The sequence below is a fragment of the Streptomyces sp. RLA123 genome (assembly GCF_056270165.1).
The window spans coordinates 7,921,291-7,936,484 of the sequence record NZ_JBWDOR010000003.1 but is presented as its reverse complement, the minus strand read 5'-3'; the positions used below and the strand labels follow the sequence as shown (position 1 = coordinate 7,936,484).

The window sequence follows — 15,194 nt, the reverse complement described above, 5'->3', positions numbered from 1 at the left end:
CTGGACTACCTCGGCTATCTGTTCTCCATGGCCGTCGTCCTGCCACCCCGCCGGGCGTCATCGCCGTGGTCGCAGCGACCGCCGCGCTGCCGCTCGCCGCACCGTTCGCGGCACGGCTTCTCCATCGTGTCAGGCACGACGCGCCCACCGCGGGACCCGGACGGTTCCTGCTGTGGCCCTCGTCCGGGGAGGTTTCCGCGGCGCTCCTCGCCCCGCAGCGCCTGCGTCCCGTCCGCGCGTTGGTGGGCGGCGTCGTGTTCGGCGCGCGCGCGGGGTTCGCGCTCTGGACGGTGCACGTGGTCAGTGCCCTGGTCTTCCCGTGGCCGATCCAGTGGCTCGGTTCGGTCTTCACCCTCTACACGGTGCCCGTCGCTATGCTGCTGCAACTTGCCGCCGGATTCTTCGTGGCACGACGCACCGCACTCAACGACCTGCGCGCCCTCCACGGAGTGCTCGCCGTGCTCGGCGCCGGGCTGCTGGTTCCCTTGGCCGCGTTCACCTCACGCGACCACTTCGCCTGCGTACGCCGGGGCATCAGCCACCCGGCATGCCAGGAGGACCTCCTGTCCGGGATGGCATTCATCACGCCGACGATCACGGCCTGGACGGTTGCCCTCGCGCTTCTCCTCCTGCCCGCCTGGGCAGCCCTGCGCGACAGCAGCCGACAGCGAGGCCCACTCCGCCGGCCCGGCCCCACGGCCCTCCCCGAGCGCGGTGAACCGTCCGGCCCGGCGCCACCCTGGGGGCCGGGCTGGAGCGGGCGGCCGCCCCCTGCCTGACGATGGGCCGTACCACCGGATCCTGCTTCGGGGCTTCCGGCGACCGAGGGGTGATGGCGCGATGTCTCGCGGGGTCCTGAGGTCGGTGCGGTGCCACGTGTCGATGTGCACGTCCAGGATTCGGTATCCGGCCGGGCGACTGGCCTCGCCTCGCTCATCCTGTGCGGGAAGCATTCAGTTCATCGTGCGCAACGACGCTCGTACGAGCTGTACTGAGCCCGGGAGGCCCGGTTCCCTGGTCGGCGTTGGCACGTGAATCACCGTCCGCTCCTCCCGGGCGACGCACCCCCAAGCCCAGGGCACGCGAACCAGACGCGCTGCCAACGTGCTGGGCGAACGCCCAGAAGTGCTCGCGGCCCGTTGGGCGTCCCCGAACCCTCGTCCGGATCCTCTGGAGGTCCTCGATCACAGGGCGTCGGCGTCCAAGAGGACGTCGGAGGCGATGTGGGCGCCGAGCACTTCGCGATAGAGGGCGACCTCCGCCAGCAGGGAGCGGCGGACGCTGTCGGCCCGGCGGAAGCCGTGTCCCTCGCCCTCGAAGAGCAGGAAACGGTGCCACACTCCGCGTGCGGCCAGGTTGTCCACGATGCGAGTGGCCTGGTCCGGGCGGCAGATGAAGTCATCCGCGCCCTGGAGCATCACCAGCGGCGCGGTGATGTGGTCGGCGTTCGCGGCGGGTGAGACCTCGTCGAACCGGGCCCGGTCCTGTGGGAGGACGCCGACCAGGGTGTCCACGTAGCGCGACTCGAAGTCGTGGGTCTGATCGGCCCGCCATCGTGCCGGTTCGCTGATCGGGTAGAGGACGGTGCCTGCGCAGAAGACGTCGGTGTGGGTCAGACAGGCCAGCGTGGTCCAGCCTCCGGCCGAGCCGCCGCGCACGGCGGTACGGGCGGGGTCGGCCAGCCCCTCGGCGGCCAGTGCGCGGGCGACGGTGACGCAGTCGTCGACGTCCACGACTCCCCACTGGCCGCGCAGCCGGTCGCGGTAGGCCCTGCCGTAGCCGGTGGAGCCGCCGTAGTCCACGTCCGCGACGGTGAAGCCCCTGCTGGTGAAGAAGGAGTACTCCAGGTCGGCGGTGACGCCCGCGGAACTCGTCGGGCCGCCGTGCACCTGCACCAGCAGCGGTGGCAGTTCGCCCTGGGGTGCGATGGCGGTGGGATGGGTGGGCCGGTGCAGCACGAAGTGGACGGCTCGGCCCTGCGCGTCGTGGACGGTGCGCCGTTCGGGCTGGGGTTGGTAGGGGCTCAGCGGGTTTTCGGACGTGGGCCTGGTGCGTCGCGCCGGACCGGAACCGGGTGCCAGGGGCACCGACAGCAGGGCCGAGCCGAGGGCCGGGGCGGCGGCCCGTACGAGGATCCGTTCGCCGTCCGACCAGAGGTCGCCGTGGAAGAGGCTCCAGCCCTCCGCGAGTTCGGTAAGTGCGCCGTCCTCCGGCGACCAGCAGGAAAGCTGCTGAGGACCGTTGCCGTGCGGCAGTACCACGCCGTACGGCGTGACGGCGAACCAGCTCGCGCCCACCCGCCATAGGGGGCCGGCGCAGTCCTGCTGCAGCGGGAGGACGTTGGCGATCGCGGTGGCCGTGGGCCGGTCGGTGGCCAGGTCGACGCGGTGCAGGTTCCACCACCCGTCCAGGTCGGCCATGGCGTAGAGAGTGTCGGGGCCCGCCCATGCGGCCTGAGAGACGGAGACCTCGCTGCCGTCGTGGCTGCCGCCGAGCAGATGGACGGGCTCGCCCGCGACACCGTCGTGCAGGTCGGCGACCATCAACTCGGAGCTGTCCCACGGCATATGAGGATGGTCCCAGCCGATCCAGGCGAGCCTTCGGCCGTCCGGCGAGACACGGTGCCCGCAGAGGAAGTGGTGCGAGCGGGCCACCACGCGCAGCGCGCCGGGGTCGTCGGCGGCGGCACCGGACAGCGGTACGGCGACGATCTCGCGTACGGTGCGGACGGCCGGGTCGGCGTCGTGGGGTCCGGTGGCAGCGCGCGTGGTCTCCCGCACGCACCACACCTCGGTCCCGTCCGGGCCGCTCACCGGGTCGGCCCAGCAGGTCTCCCGGTCGGGCGGGCCGGCCGGGGTGAGAGGGACGGGCACCGGGAGCACGTCGTCCTCGGCTGCCCCGAGGCGGGGCACCTCGGCGCGGTACAGCCGCTGGTCACGGTGGTCGGTGAAGACCAGGAGGTGGCTGTCGGCAGCCGAGTCGGCGGCGCGTACCCAGTACGGTTTGCCGCCGTACCCGAGGGAGCGGTTGCGCACGGAGACGCCGGGGGCGAGCACCGCTACGGGTTCCTCGTGGCCTGGGGCGTTGCGCAGCAGCCGAACGGTCGCGGTGGCCGGGTCGGAGGCGCACCACCAGTTCTCGTCGCCGGCTCCAGAGGGCCAGGAGGTGGATCCGGAGGCGTCGGCGACCGCTTCGGCGGTGATCGGGGACGGCCAGGTGCCGTAGGGCAGGTGAGGCGAGGTGGGCATGGGGTGACTCCGGGTACGGGAGGGGAGTTGGCTTGCTGCGCGAGCTGTGGACGCCACGGGCGAGGGCTCTGCGCGCGGGTCGGCCGCCCTTGGGCGGACGGTCCCCGCGACGGCGTGCCGGCTCCGGGGGCGCTCGCGGGACATCGCGCACGCACGCCCTGAGCGGCGGGCGCCCGCTGACCGGGCCCGCCGGGGTCACCCGGCGGTCAGCTGCACCGGCTCACCGTGGGCGTCGCGGCGGCGCAGGTCGGCCGGGGTCTCCCGGCGGACCATGAGGCGGGCTCGGCCGTCCCGTACGGCGACGACGGCGGGCCGGGGCTGGGCGTTGTAGTTGCTGGCCATGGCGTGGTGGTAGGCGCCGGTGGCGGGGACGGCCAGCAGGTCTCCCGCGGTCACGCCGGACGGCAGGGCGATGTCAGGCACGACCACGTCACCGCTCTCGCAGTGGCGGCCCACCACCGCGGCGTGCACCGGCTCGCCCTCGGCAGGGCGGTTGGCGGTCCACGCGGTGTAGCGGGCGAGGTAGAGGGAGGGGCGCAGGGCGTCGCTCATGCCGCCGTCGACGGAGACGAACCGGCGGCGCAGCCCGTCCTTGACGGCGCCGACGCGGTAGAGCGTCACCCCGGCCGTGCCGATCATCGACCGGCCGGGCTCGACGGCGAGCCGTATCGGTGAGCCGGGCAGCACCCGCTCCAGGCCGGCCCGCAGGGCGGCGGTGAAGGCCGCCGGATCCAGGCGGGGTTGGCCCGGCAGGTACGGGATGCCGGCGCCGCCGCCGAGGTCGATCTCCGCCACCGCGATGTCGTGCCGCTCGGCGAGCAGGGCGACGAAGGCGGCGACCCGTTCGGCGGCGAGAGTGAGCCCCTCGGTGGCGGTGATCTGCGAGCCGATGTGCGAATGCACTCCTGCGAGCCGTAGAGAGGGGCGCGCCGCGACGGCGAGCACGGCCTGCTCGGCGTGGCCGCCGCGCACCGGGAAGCCGAACTTGACGTCGTCGCCGCCGGTGGCCATGTAGTCGTGGGTCTCGGCGGCGACTCCGGGGGCGATGCGGACGTAGACGTCCTGGACCCGGTCGGCCACGGCCGCCGCGTCCGCCAGCCGGTCGATCTCCTCCAGGCAGTCGACGACCACCACGCCGACGCCGTGGGCGACGGCCGCCTCCAGTTCGGCGCCGGACTTGTTGTTGCCGTGGAAGACGATCCGGGCGGCGTCGAAGCCGGTGTCCGCGGCGAGTTGGAGTTCGCCGCCGCTGCACACGTCCAGGTGCAGCCCCTCGGAGTCGACCCAGCGGACCATCTCCGCGCACAGGAACGCCTTGGACGCGTAGTGCACCCGGTCGGCGCCTGACTCGCGCCACAGCCGGGCCCGGTGGCGGAAGTCGGCCTCGTCCACCACGTACAGCGCCGTACCGCAGGCGTCGGCCAGGTCGTCCAGGGCCACGCCGCCGATGTGCAGCCGGCCCTCGACGGTGCGGGCGGTCAACGGCCACACCTCGGGGGCCGTCTCGGGTGAGGCGGCCGCGGCCAGTCCGTCGGGCAGCGGGGTCCCCGCGTGTGTCGCGGGCGGTGAGGGAGCGGTGGACACGGGGCTACTCCTCGGTGAGGACGACGAGCATCAGCAGGTCGTCGCTGGCGTCGGTGAAATGGTGTTCGTCGGTGGCGGCGAGGTGGCAGCTGTCGGTGGGGCGCAGCAGCCGTACGGTGCCCGCCACCGTCACCCGGCAGGAGCCGGCGAGGACGAGCACGAACTCCTCGCCGGGGTGGGTGGTCGGGTGGTCGTGGTCGCCCAGGTCGGCGTGGAGCAGCCGGGCGCCGATGCGACGCGCGCCCGGGGCCGACAGGTCCCAGATGCCGTGGTGGCCGTCGGCGCGGGCGAGCAGCGGGGCGGGGGCGAACCGCGGCGGGAATCCCGGAGCGGCGGCGACGGTGCCCGGCCGGGTGCCGCCGAGGAGTTCAGCGGCTGTGGCGCCGAGGGCGTCGGCTATCTGGCAGAGGGTGCGGACTGTGGGATTGGCGGCGCCCGACTCCATCTGCGAGACGTACGCCGGTGAGACGCCGGCCCGGGCGGCCACCGCGCTGAGGGTGAGGCCGGCGGCCCGGCGCACACGGGCGACGGAGGCCGCGAGGACGTCTCCGGTGTCGCCGCCGTCGGGAGCCGTGGTGCGGCCGGATCCGGTGGTCACCCTGCCCCGTTCGACGTCCTGATGTCCGGGATCGTCCGGCGTGCGAGGCGCAGTCGGGTCCGGGGTGGGGGAACCGGCCGGAAAGTTTTCCGCCCCGGTGACTCTTGACGAGGTCATGCGGCGACAGTAAGACTCACGCATCACTTAGATCAAGCAATCTGACACCGCCGTTTAACTGTCAGCAGAGGGACAGTTCAGCACCCGGACATCCGGGTGTGGGCTGCCCTGAGTGGGAGAGGTGAGCAGTGACCGGTCCGCTGGCGCCGACGTCGACCCTCGAGCTGCTGCGTGCGGCGGCCGAGCTCTGCGGGCCCACGGCGCAGCGCTTGTTCGCGGTGCTGGCGGAGGACTACCCGGCCTCACTGGAGCGCCGTCCGGGTCAGCTGTTGCGTGCGGCCCACGCGACCGCGGCGGACCTGGACGGACTGCTGGCGGCGGCCGGGGTCGCCTCCACCGACGATCTCCGTCTGCTGGCGGCCCGGGAGGTCGGTCTGCGGCTGTCCGAGCCGGATCTGCGGTTCACCAGCCGTGAGCCTCAGTCAGAGCCCCGCGAGCGGTCGGCGCTTCGCCGGATGATCACCGCGGAGGAGGACAACCTCCGCCGTACGCTGGCGGGTCTCCAGGCCAACGGAGCCCTGGAGGTGGCAGCCGCGGGCCTGTTGCGGGCACGGCGGCGGTGGGTGCTGGGCGACCTCAAGTCGGCCGGGTACGCATCGCTGCTGACCAGCGACCTCACCAGCAGTATGCGGGACGTGTTCCTGGTACAGCCGGCGACGGGCGCGGCGGTCAACGCCATCAGCGACGCGCACGCGGACGACGCCCTGGTCGTGTTCAGCTTCCGCAACTACAGCCGGCTGACGGTGGATGTGGCCAGGGAGTTCCACGCGCTGGGCGCCTCGGTGATCGCGCTGACCGACAGCTACACCAGTCCGGTGTGCTCCTTCGCCTCGCACGTCCTGGCGGTGGACACGCGCAGCGAGTCGCCGCACCACTCGCCGACGGCGGTGGTGGCGGCAGCCCATGTACTGGCGGCCCTGGCCGCCGCCGGAGCCAAGGGCGCCGCCCGTCGCAGCCGGCGCCGGTCGGAGGTCTTCCGCTCCTTGGACAGCTACGGCCTCGGCCGTCCGGCATCCGACGCGGCTCCGGAAAACTTAGGGGCCGTCTCCGGTGCCCCCGGCCGCCCTGAACTCGCCGCCGACACCCCCGGCACGCGTACCCCCTGATTCCTGCCACGTTTTCCTCTTCGGCCACGGGCACCCACCCGCACGGTGACCGTCCTCCCACCCCGTCCTCGTCTCCCGTCCCACCCGTTTACCCGCCTCCGCGAGTGCTTCTCGCGGAGCCATCGGCGGCAGAGGGTTCGCCCTCGGCTCCTGCCGCCGGGAAGGCCCTGGTCCCCTCCGCATGAACGATCCCTCCAACTGTCCGGACGGAGCCGCCCTCTCCGCAGCCGAGGACGCCGCCCTGACCGCCGAAGTCACCGAGCTGTGCGCCCGCTTGATCCGCTTCGACACCAGCAACTACGGCGCAGGCGACTCCCGTGGTGAGCGGGAGGCGGCCGAGTGGACCGCTGAGCTGCTCTCCGACTCCGGTTACGAGCCTGTCGTGCTGGAGTCGGCCCCGCGCCGGGCGAGCACGGTGGTCCGTATCCCCGGCGCCGACCGCGACGCCCCCGCGCTGCTGGTCCACGGCCATCTGGACGTGGTCCCGGCCGAGCCCGCCGACTGGAGCTTCGACCCGTTCTGCGCGGAGATACGCGACGGAGCGATCCTGGGCCGGGGCGCGTTGGACATGAAGGACATGGACGCGATGATGCTGGCGGTCGCCCGCTCGTGGGCACGCCGGGGCGTGCGTCCGCCGCGTGACGTCGTGATGGCCTTCGTCGCCGACGAGGAGGACACCGGCGAGCTGGGCGCGGGCTTCCTCGTCGACCGGCATCCGGCCCTCTTCGAGGGGGTGGCCACCGCGATCGGCGAGTCCGGCGGCTACTCGGTCCACCTGCCGGACGCCTCCCGGCTCTACCCGGTCGCCGTCGGCGAGCGCGGCAGCGCCTGGATGGACCTGACCGCGCGCGGCGCGGCCGGCCACGGCTCCCGTCCCGGTCCGGACAACGCTGTCGCGACCCTGGCGACCACGCTGGCCGCGCTCGTCGCGCACCGCTGGCCGGTCAGGATCGTGCCGGCGGTCGCCGCCCTGCTGGAGGGGCTCTCCGCCCACCTGGGCGTCACGGTCGACCCGGCCGATCCCACGTCGCTGGCGCAGTTGGGCGAGGCGGCGAAGCTGGTGGAGGCCACGGTCGCCAACACGCTCAACCCGACCATGCTGAAGGCGGGTTACAAACACAACGTCATCCCGAGCGAGGCGGCGGCGGGTGCGGACGGCCGGATCCTGCCCGGCGCGGAGGAGGACTTCTTCGCCACGGTCGACGCGCTGCTCGGCGAGAAGGTCTCCCGTTCCTTCCACAGCTTCGCCGCCCCGGTCTTCGCCGACCACGAGTCCCGCGAGTTCGCGGCGATGGCGGCGGCGCTGCGCCGGGCCGATCCCGAGGCGCTGGTCCTGCCGTTCATCATGTCCGGCGGCACCGACGCCAAAGCGTTCGCCCGGCTCGGCATACAGTGCTACGGCTTCGGCCCCGGCCTGACCCCGCCCGGCTTCGACGCCTGGCGGTACGTGCACGGCGTCGACGAACAGGTCCTGGTGAGCAGCCTGGAGTTCGGGGTGCGGGTTCTCGAGGACTTCCTGCGCAGCGACCCGCTCGCCGTCCCCGCGGACCTGTGACCGCGTCACGTACCGCCTGGACCGCCGCCCTCCCCCGGACGGCCTCGGCACGTCCGTACGACCGTCCTCCCCCTTGGGAAAGCTTCACCCCGCCTCGCAAGGTCCGTACCCTCCCTCCCCCTCCCGTCCCCACCCGGCCCTGGCCGCCGGCACCTCTTGGAGAAGTTCACGATGACCACGTCCACTCCCTCACGCAGAAGCGGCCGCGGGGCCGCCGCCGCGCTGGCCGCCTCCCTGCTCCTCGGTACCGCCGCGGGGCTCGTCGCCGCGCCGGCCGCCTCGGCCGACGATGGCGGCAAGACGCTGCGGATGCCGATCACGGGCATCGGCATCGACTCCCTGAATCCGTTCCTCGCCTACTTCGCGGGCAGCCTGGACGTGTTCTCCGGCATCTACCCCGCCCTGGACACGGTGGAGCAGGACGGCACCGTCAAGCCGTACCTCGCCGACTCCTGGACGACCTCGAGCGACAAACTCACCTGGACCTTCAAGATCCACAAGGGTCTGAAGTGGAGCGACGGCAAGCCGATCACGGCCCAGGACGCCGCCTGGACGTTCAACCTGATCATGACGAACTCCACCGCGGCCACCGCCAACGGCTCGCTGGTCGGCAACTTCGCCTCGGTCACCGCACCGGACGACACCACGCTGGTCGTCACGACCAAGAAGCCGCAGTCCACGATGCTGTCGGTCAGCATCCCGGTGTCGGGCATCCCGATCGTGCCCAAGCACATATGGGAATCCCACGTCACGGATCTGAAGACATACAAGAACGACAGCTTCCCGATCGTCGGCTACGGCCCGTGGACGCTGACGGACTACAAGCCCGAGCAGTACGTGAAGTTCGACGCGAACAAGGACTTTCTGCTGGGCGCACCCAAGTACGACCACATGATCCAGCAGGCGTTCAAGAACACGGACGCCGCCGTGGCCGCACTGCGATCCGGTCAGCTCGACTACGTCAGCGGTCTCAACCCGACCCAGTACCAGGCACTCAAGGGCCAGTCCGGCATCAAGGCGTTCGAGCTGGTCGGCAACCGCTGGAACGGCATCGAGCTCAACGGCGGCGCCCGCACCAGAGACGGCAAGAAGATCGGTACCGGCCACCCGGCGCTCGGCGACGTCAAGGTCCGTGAGGCGCTGGCCCTCGCCATCGACCGGGCGACGATCGTGAAGAAGGTGCGCAACGGCCTGGCGCAGGTCGGCGCCAGCTACCTGCCGCCGTCCCTCCCGCAGTACGCGTGGCAGCCCTCCGACGCGGAGAGGTTCGACTACGACCCGGCCAAGGCCGGTTCTGTGCTCGACGCGGCGGGCTACAAGAAGGGCTCCGACGGGATCCGGGTCGACCCGAAGTCCGGGCGCAAGCTGGAGTTCCGCCTCGGCATCCACTCCGACGACGACGCGGACGCCAAGGTGTCCACCTATCTCGCCGGCTGGTTCAAGGAGATCGGGGTCAAGGTCGACATCCAGTCGATGAGCTCCTCCAAGCTCAACGCCGACCTGGCCAAGGGCGACTGGGACATCCTGATGGACTCCTGGTCCACCGGGCCGGACCCGACCTACCTGCTGGGCATCCAGACCTGTTCGGCGCTACCCGACAGCAAGGGCGAAGGCGGCAGCACGGACTCGTTCTTCTGCGACAAGGACTACGACGACCTCTTCCTGCGCCAGCAGAGTGCCTTCGACGACAAGGAGCGCGCCGATCTGCTCAGGCAGATGCAGGCGATTCTGTACAAGGCCAATGAGAACATCATGATCTACAACGCCAACGGCCTCTCCGCCTACCGCACCGACCGGGTGAGCGGCATCGTGACCGGCAAGGCGGACTCCACCGGGGCCTTTCCCGCTCAGGTGGCCTTCGACCAGTACCTGAGCGCTGCCCCGGCGAAGGCCTCGTCCTCCTCCTCCGGCGGCAACTCCGGCACGCTGATCGGCGTTTCCGCGGCCGTGGTCGTCGTGCTGGCCGCCGGCGGCGTGTTCCTGGCCCGTCGCCGCTCCTCCTCCGACGACCGCGAGTAGACCGTGGCAGACACCATCGACGTCGGCAGTGATGTCGCGGCGAAGCCCGCCGGCGCCCCGGAGGCGGGGCGCCGGACGGGCTCCGGGTTCGCGCGGTACCTGGCCACGAAGCTGGTGGCCGCGGCGGTCAGCTTCCTGGCCACGCTCGTCATCGGCTTCGTCCTGTTCAGCCTGATGCCGGCCGACCCTGTCCAGTCCATCACCCGCGGCCGTCCCACCAGCGACGCACAGATGGCCCAGCTGCGCCACCAACTGCACCTCGACCAGTCGGTGCCGGAACGCTTCTTCCATTTCGTGGCCGACACCCTGACCGGGCACCTCGGCACCTCCTGGGAGTTCCAGCAGCCGGTCAGCTCGCTCATCGGCGACCGGCTGTGGCCGACGCTGCTGCTCATGGGCACCGCCACCGTGATCTCGGTACTTCTCGGCCTCTGGCTGGGCGTCAGGTCGGGCTGGAGACACGGCAGCTGGCTGGACCGGATCGTCACCGGAGCCTCGCTGACGCTGTGGTCGGTCCCCACCTTCTGGCTCGGCATGATCCTGCTGATCACCTTCAGCGTGGGCATCGGCCCGTTGCCCGGCTTCCTGCCGGCGGGCGGCATGAGCGACCCGGCGATCACCGGTGGCCTGGACCACGTCGTCGACGTGGCCCAGCACCTGGTCCTGCCCTGCCTGACCATGGTCCTGGTCGTCTTCGCCCAGTACGTGGCCGTCATGCGTTCGTCGATCATCGACGAGCTGGGCAGCCCCTACCTGCTCACCGCGCGGGCCAAGGGACTGCGGGACGACGACGTACGGCGCAGGCACGCCGTGCCCAACGCCCTACTGCCCTCGGTCACCATGATCTTCATGCATCTGGGCACGGTGCTCGGCGGTGCCATCACCGTGGAGACCGTGTACTCCTGGCCGGGCCTGGGTCAGCTCAGCTATCAGGCCCTCAAGGTGCCCGACCTGCCGCTGCTGCAGGGCACGTTCATCGTCTTCAGCGCATCGGTGATCCTCATGAACCTCCTCGCCGACGTGATCTACCGCTTCCTCGACCCCCGGGTGCGTGCCCAGTGACCAACCACGAACCCCTCACCGAGGCGGACGCGCCGGTCGTCGTGCCGCCGCCGGCAGGAGCCGACCCCGCCCCGCCGGTCGCACCGGTCGCGGCGAGGCCGCGCCGCAACGGATTCGCCGGTTTCGTACGGTCCTTCCTGCGGATCCGGTCCGGCGTGGCCGGCCTCGGCATCCTGGTCGTGTTCGGCCTGCTGGCCGTGTGCGCGCCGCTGTTCATCTCCGGCAACGACCTCGACGTCATCAAGGTGGACGGTCCCTCCCTGCACTCCCCCACCGACGGCTACCCGCTCGGCACCGACCAGGAGGGGCGCTCCATCCTGCTGCTGGTCATCTGGGGAGCCCGCTCCTCCCTGTCCATCGGTCTGATGGCGACCGTGCTGACGGTGGCGCTCGGCAGCGCCGTCGGCCTGGTCGCCGGGCACTACGGCGGCTGGATCGGCAAGGCGCTGATGCACCTCACCGACTGGTTCATCGCGCTGCCCAGCCTGCCGCTCGCCATCTCGTTGTCGGCGGTGATCGGGCAGGGAACCGCCTCCATCACCATCGCCATCGCGGTCACCAGCTGGTCGTCCACGGCTCGGCTGGTGCGGGCGCAGACCCTGGCCGTGGAGGCGAAGCCGTTCATCGAGCGGGCCAGGGCGCTGGGCGCGGGCGGGCCGCAGGTCATGCTGCGACACGTCCTGCCGAACGTCACCCCGCTCATCCTGGTCTCCTCCACGCTGACCGTCGCCTCGGCGATCCTGTCCGAGGCGACCCTGACCTTCCTCGGCCTCGGCGACCCGACCGGCATCTCCTGGGGCGCGATGCTGAACTCGGCGCTGAGCGGCGGTGCCGTCACCTCCGGCGCCTGGTGGTACATGTACCCGCCGGGTGTCGCCATCCTGATCGTCGTCCTCGGCTTCACCCTGACCGGCCGCGCCGTGGAGACCATCCTCAACCCGAGGTCGGTGAAATCACGTTGAACGCGATGCTGGAGGTCAGGGACCTCAAGGTCACGTACCGCGGCGGCGGGCGCACGGTGCCCGCCGTACGCGGGGTGGACCTGACGCTGGACGCCGGGCAGACGCTCGGCCTGGCCGGCGAGTCCGGCTCGGGCAAGTCCACCCTGGCGATGAGCCTGCTGCGGCTGCTGCCGTCCGCCGCCGAGGTCACCGGCCAAGTGCTGTACCAGGGCGAGGACCTGCTCACCGCCAAGTGGAGCCGGATGCGCGCGGTGCGCTGGGCGGAGGCCTCCATGGTCTTCCAGGGCGCGATGACCGCCCTCAACCCGGTGCACACCATCGGCGACCAGTTGATCGAGCCGATCCTGCTGCACGGCCGCAGAGCCGGCGAGAAGGGCAGCCGGGTCACCGAGAAGCAGGCTCGCGCCCGCGGGGCCGAGCTGCTGGAGTCGGTGGGCGTCCCCGCGCGGCGGATGCGCAGCTATCCGCACGAGTTCTCCGGCGGGCAGCGCCAGCGCATCATGATCGCCATGGCGCTGGCCTGCCGCCCGAACCTGATCATCGCGGACGAGCCGACCACGGCTCTGGACGTGATGGTGCAGGCCCAGATCCTCGAGCTGCTGTCGGACCTGGTGCGCGACGAGGGCATCGGCGTCATCGTGATCAGCCACGACCTGTCCGTCCTCGGCCAGATGTGCGACCGGCTGGCGGTGATGTACGCCGGTGAGCTGGTCGAGTCCGGACCCTCCCGCCGGCTCCTGGACGACCCGAGGCACCCCTACACCCGGGCGCTGTCCCGCGCCTTCCCCACCATCGGCGACCCCGCCTCCCGTATGGCGCCGGCCGGGCTGCCCGGCGACCCGCCCGACCCGGCCGCGCTCGGCTCGGGCTGCCCCTTCGCGGCCCGCTGCCCCGAGGTGCACGAGGTCTGCGACAGCACGCCCGTCGAGCTGTGGCCGGCCGGTCCCGAACGGCGGTCGGCGTGCCTGCGGGTGCTGCCCGCATTCCCCGACCTATCCACGGCCCCGGACGTACCCGGACCGTCCGCGGAAGGAGCCCGCTCATGACCGCCACCTCCACCGGCACGGTCACCGGACCTGCCGCGCCGGCGGTGCCCGCGCTGGAGGTCCGCGACCTGCACATCGCCTACCCGCCCCGAGCCGGCCGCGGCCCCGCCCGGGCGGTGGACGGAGTCGACCTGCAGCTGGGCCGCGGCGAGATCCTCGCCCTGATCGGCGAGTCCGGCTGCGGCAAGTCCACCCTGGCGCGGGCCCTGACCGGGCTGGTCAGGCCCACGTCCGGCGAGGTGCGGTGCGACGGCGTGCCGCTGCGCTACACGAGTGCCGCGCTGAAGGCGCACCGCCGCAAGGTCCAGTTCGTCCTCCAGGACCCCGGCGGCGCCCTGAACCCGCGCCAGAACGTTTTCGACGCGGTCGCCGAGGGTCCGCGGCTGCACCGGATGAAGGACGGCCTCGAACAGCGCGTGCACTCCGCCCTGTCCAAGGCCGGGCTGCGGCCTCCGGAGCAGTTCCTGTCGCGCTTCCCGCACGAGATGTCCGGCGGTCAGCAGCAGCGCGTGGTGATCGCGGGCGCGCTGGCGCTGGAGCCGTCGGTGATCGTCGCCGACGAACCGGTGGCCTCGCTGGACGCCTCCGTACGCGGCGAAATCCTCAAGCTCGTCCTCGACCTGCGCCGCGATCTCGGCCTGTCCTCCCTGGTGGTCAGTCACGATCTGGGCCTGGCCTGGAACATCGCCGACCGGGTGGCGGTGATGTACCTGGGCCGTGTCGTCGAGGTCGGCACCGTCGAGGAGGTCCTGCTCGCGCCGAAGCACCCGTACACCAAGGCGCTGCTGTCGGTGGTGTCCGCGGAGGCCGGGCGCGGTGAGCGCCCCCAACTGCTCCAAGGCGAGCCGCCGGACCCGACAGCCGTACCCGAGGGCTGCCGGTTCCACCCGCGCTGCCCGGTGTGGGCCGGCCTCGACACGGCGGGTCGCGCGGAGGCCGGCTGCGACCGGCGGACGCTGCCGGTCCTCCCGGCCGAGGTGCCGGATGGCGGCCAGACAGCGTGTCACCTGGCGGGCCTGTCGTGAACTCGACGGCGACACCGAGGTCCGCGGCCGGTGCCCGGCAGGGTTCGCCGCTGGTGGTACGCGACGTGGACGGCCCGCTGGAGATGGCCGACTGCGTCGCGCTGTACGAGCGGGTCCTGGGGCTGCGCCGCGACGACGGCAGCCTCAACCCGCGCCTGCTGACCGCCCTCCAGGACAACAGCGGTCTGGTCGTCGGCGCCTATCTCGGCGAGGCGCTGGTGGGGTTCACCTACAGCTTCCTCGCCCGGGACCGGGGCGCCGACGGGCGGAGCCCGCGTCTGTACCAGTACTCGCAGCTGGCCGTGGTGGCGCACGAACGCCAGGGCCTCGGCATCGGAAGGCTGCTCAAGCTCGGCCAGCGCGACCGCTGCCTCGCACAGGGGACGACGCTGATCCGCTGGGCGTACGACCCGATGCAGACCCGCAACGCCCACTTCAACCTCGACGTGCTCGGCGCGGTGGTGGACGCGTTCAAGCCCGCGATGTACGGCACCTCGGGCTTCGGCGCAGCCACCGGCGAGTCCACCGACCGCTTCATCGTCTCCTGGCACCTGGACGCCCCGGCACGGCCCGCCGGGCCCGTTCCCGGTCCGCCCCCGGGCGGCTGGAGCGTCGGCCGGATGTACGACGAAGGTGACGACCGGATCGTGGTCCTGCCGGACGACTGGCACCGGCTGCGGGCCGAGGCCGGCCCGGAGCACGCCACCCGGCTGCGCGGCCGCCTCACCCACACGTTCGCCCGGCTGCTCGCCGACCGAACGGCCGTCTCCTGCGTACGGCTGCCGGGCGGACTCGCCGCATACCGCTTCACACCCGTGCCGCCGCACCCGGCACAGCCCCTCGCCCCTGACCTGGGCCCTGCACGGTAGGAC

12 protein-coding genes are annotated in these 15,194 nt (G+C 72.1%); 9 read left to right on the top strand and 3 right to left on the bottom strand.

Annotated elements, in window-relative coordinates; genetic code table 11:
• Positions 1-65 precede the first annotated feature (65 nt).
• Positions 66-779: a hypothetical protein gene (locus RV983_RS36280; protein ID WP_475989957.1), complete on the top strand. Its 714-nt coding sequence runs from the start codon at positions 66-68 to the stop codon at positions 777-779.
• Between the two features lie 405 nt (positions 780-1,184).
• Here the strand turns inward: RV983_RS36280 and RV983_RS36275 are convergent, their stop codons facing one another.
• The 3 genes from RV983_RS36275 to RV983_RS36265 all read right to left on the bottom strand — a co-directional run bounded on the left by RV983_RS36275 (position 1,185) and on the right by RV983_RS36265 (position 5,430).
• A complete protein-coding gene (locus tag RV983_RS36275; protein WP_475989956.1) occupies positions 1,185-3,248 on the bottom strand; it encodes a prolyl oligopeptidase family serine peptidase in 2,064 nt (687 codons plus the stop codon).
• Positions 3,249-3,443: 195 nt separating this feature from the next.
• Positions 3,444-4,832, bottom strand: coding sequence for a diaminopimelate decarboxylase (lysA, locus tag RV983_RS36270; protein ID WP_475989955.1), 1,389 nt, complete (start codon positions 4,830-4,832; stop codon positions 3,444-3,446).
• 4 nt (positions 4,833-4,836) lie between these two features.
• Complete coding sequence (locus RV983_RS36265; RefSeq protein ID WP_475989954.1) at positions 4,837-5,430, bottom strand: helix-turn-helix domain-containing protein; 594 nt, start codon at positions 5,428-5,430, stop codon at positions 4,837-4,839.
• Between the two features lie 245 nt (positions 5,431-5,675).
• On the opposite strand from RV983_RS36265, the gene RV983_RS36260 reads away from it, so the two are divergent.
• The 8 genes from RV983_RS36260 to RV983_RS36225 all read left to right on the top strand — a co-directional run bounded on the left by RV983_RS36260 (position 5,676) and on the right by RV983_RS36225 (position 15,191).
• Positions 5,676-6,653 (top strand): MurR/RpiR family transcriptional regulator, encoded by a 978-nt coding sequence (locus RV983_RS36260; RefSeq protein ID WP_475989953.1) that lies wholly within the window; start codon positions 5,676-5,678, stop codon positions 6,651-6,653.
• A 181-nt stretch (positions 6,654-6,834) separates the two neighbouring features.
• Positions 6,835-8,208, top strand: coding sequence for a M20/M25/M40 family metallo-hydrolase (locus RV983_RS36255; protein WP_475989952.1), 1,374 nt, complete (start codon positions 6,835-6,837; stop codon positions 8,206-8,208).
• A gap of 171 nt (positions 8,209-8,379) precedes the next feature.
• Positions 8,380-10,227, top strand: coding sequence for an ABC transporter substrate-binding protein (locus RV983_RS36250; RefSeq protein WP_475989951.1), 1,848 nt, complete (start codon positions 8,380-8,382; stop codon positions 10,225-10,227).
• A 3-nt stretch (positions 10,228-10,230) separates the two neighbouring features.
• Positions 10,231-11,289, top strand: a complete 1,059-nt coding sequence (locus tag RV983_RS36245) for an ABC transporter permease (protein WP_475989950.1) — start codon at positions 10,231-10,233, stop codon at positions 11,287-11,289.
• Entirely contained in the window at positions 11,286-12,251 is a 966-nt protein-coding gene (locus tag RV983_RS36240; protein ID WP_475989949.1) for an ABC transporter permease, read from the top strand. Before RV983_RS36245 ends, RV983_RS36240 begins: the two co-directional genes overlap by 4 nt.
• A 5-nt stretch (positions 12,252-12,256) precedes the next feature.
• Entirely contained in the window at positions 12,257-13,297 is a 1,041-nt protein-coding gene (locus tag RV983_RS36235; protein WP_475989948.1) for an ABC transporter ATP-binding protein, read from the top strand.
• Positions 13,294-14,322, top strand: coding sequence for an ABC transporter ATP-binding protein (locus RV983_RS36230; protein WP_475989947.1), 1,029 nt, complete (start codon positions 13,294-13,296; stop codon positions 14,320-14,322). Before RV983_RS36235 ends, RV983_RS36230 begins: the two co-directional genes overlap by 4 nt.
• The gene (locus RV983_RS36225) at positions 14,319-15,191 is read left to right on the top strand and encodes a hypothetical protein (RefSeq protein WP_475989946.1); all 873 of its coding nucleotides are present in this window, start codon (positions 14,319-14,321) and stop codon (positions 15,189-15,191) included. The genes RV983_RS36230 and RV983_RS36225 overlap by 4 nt, the downstream gene beginning before the upstream one ends.
• Positions 15,192-15,194: the final 3 nt, after the last annotated feature.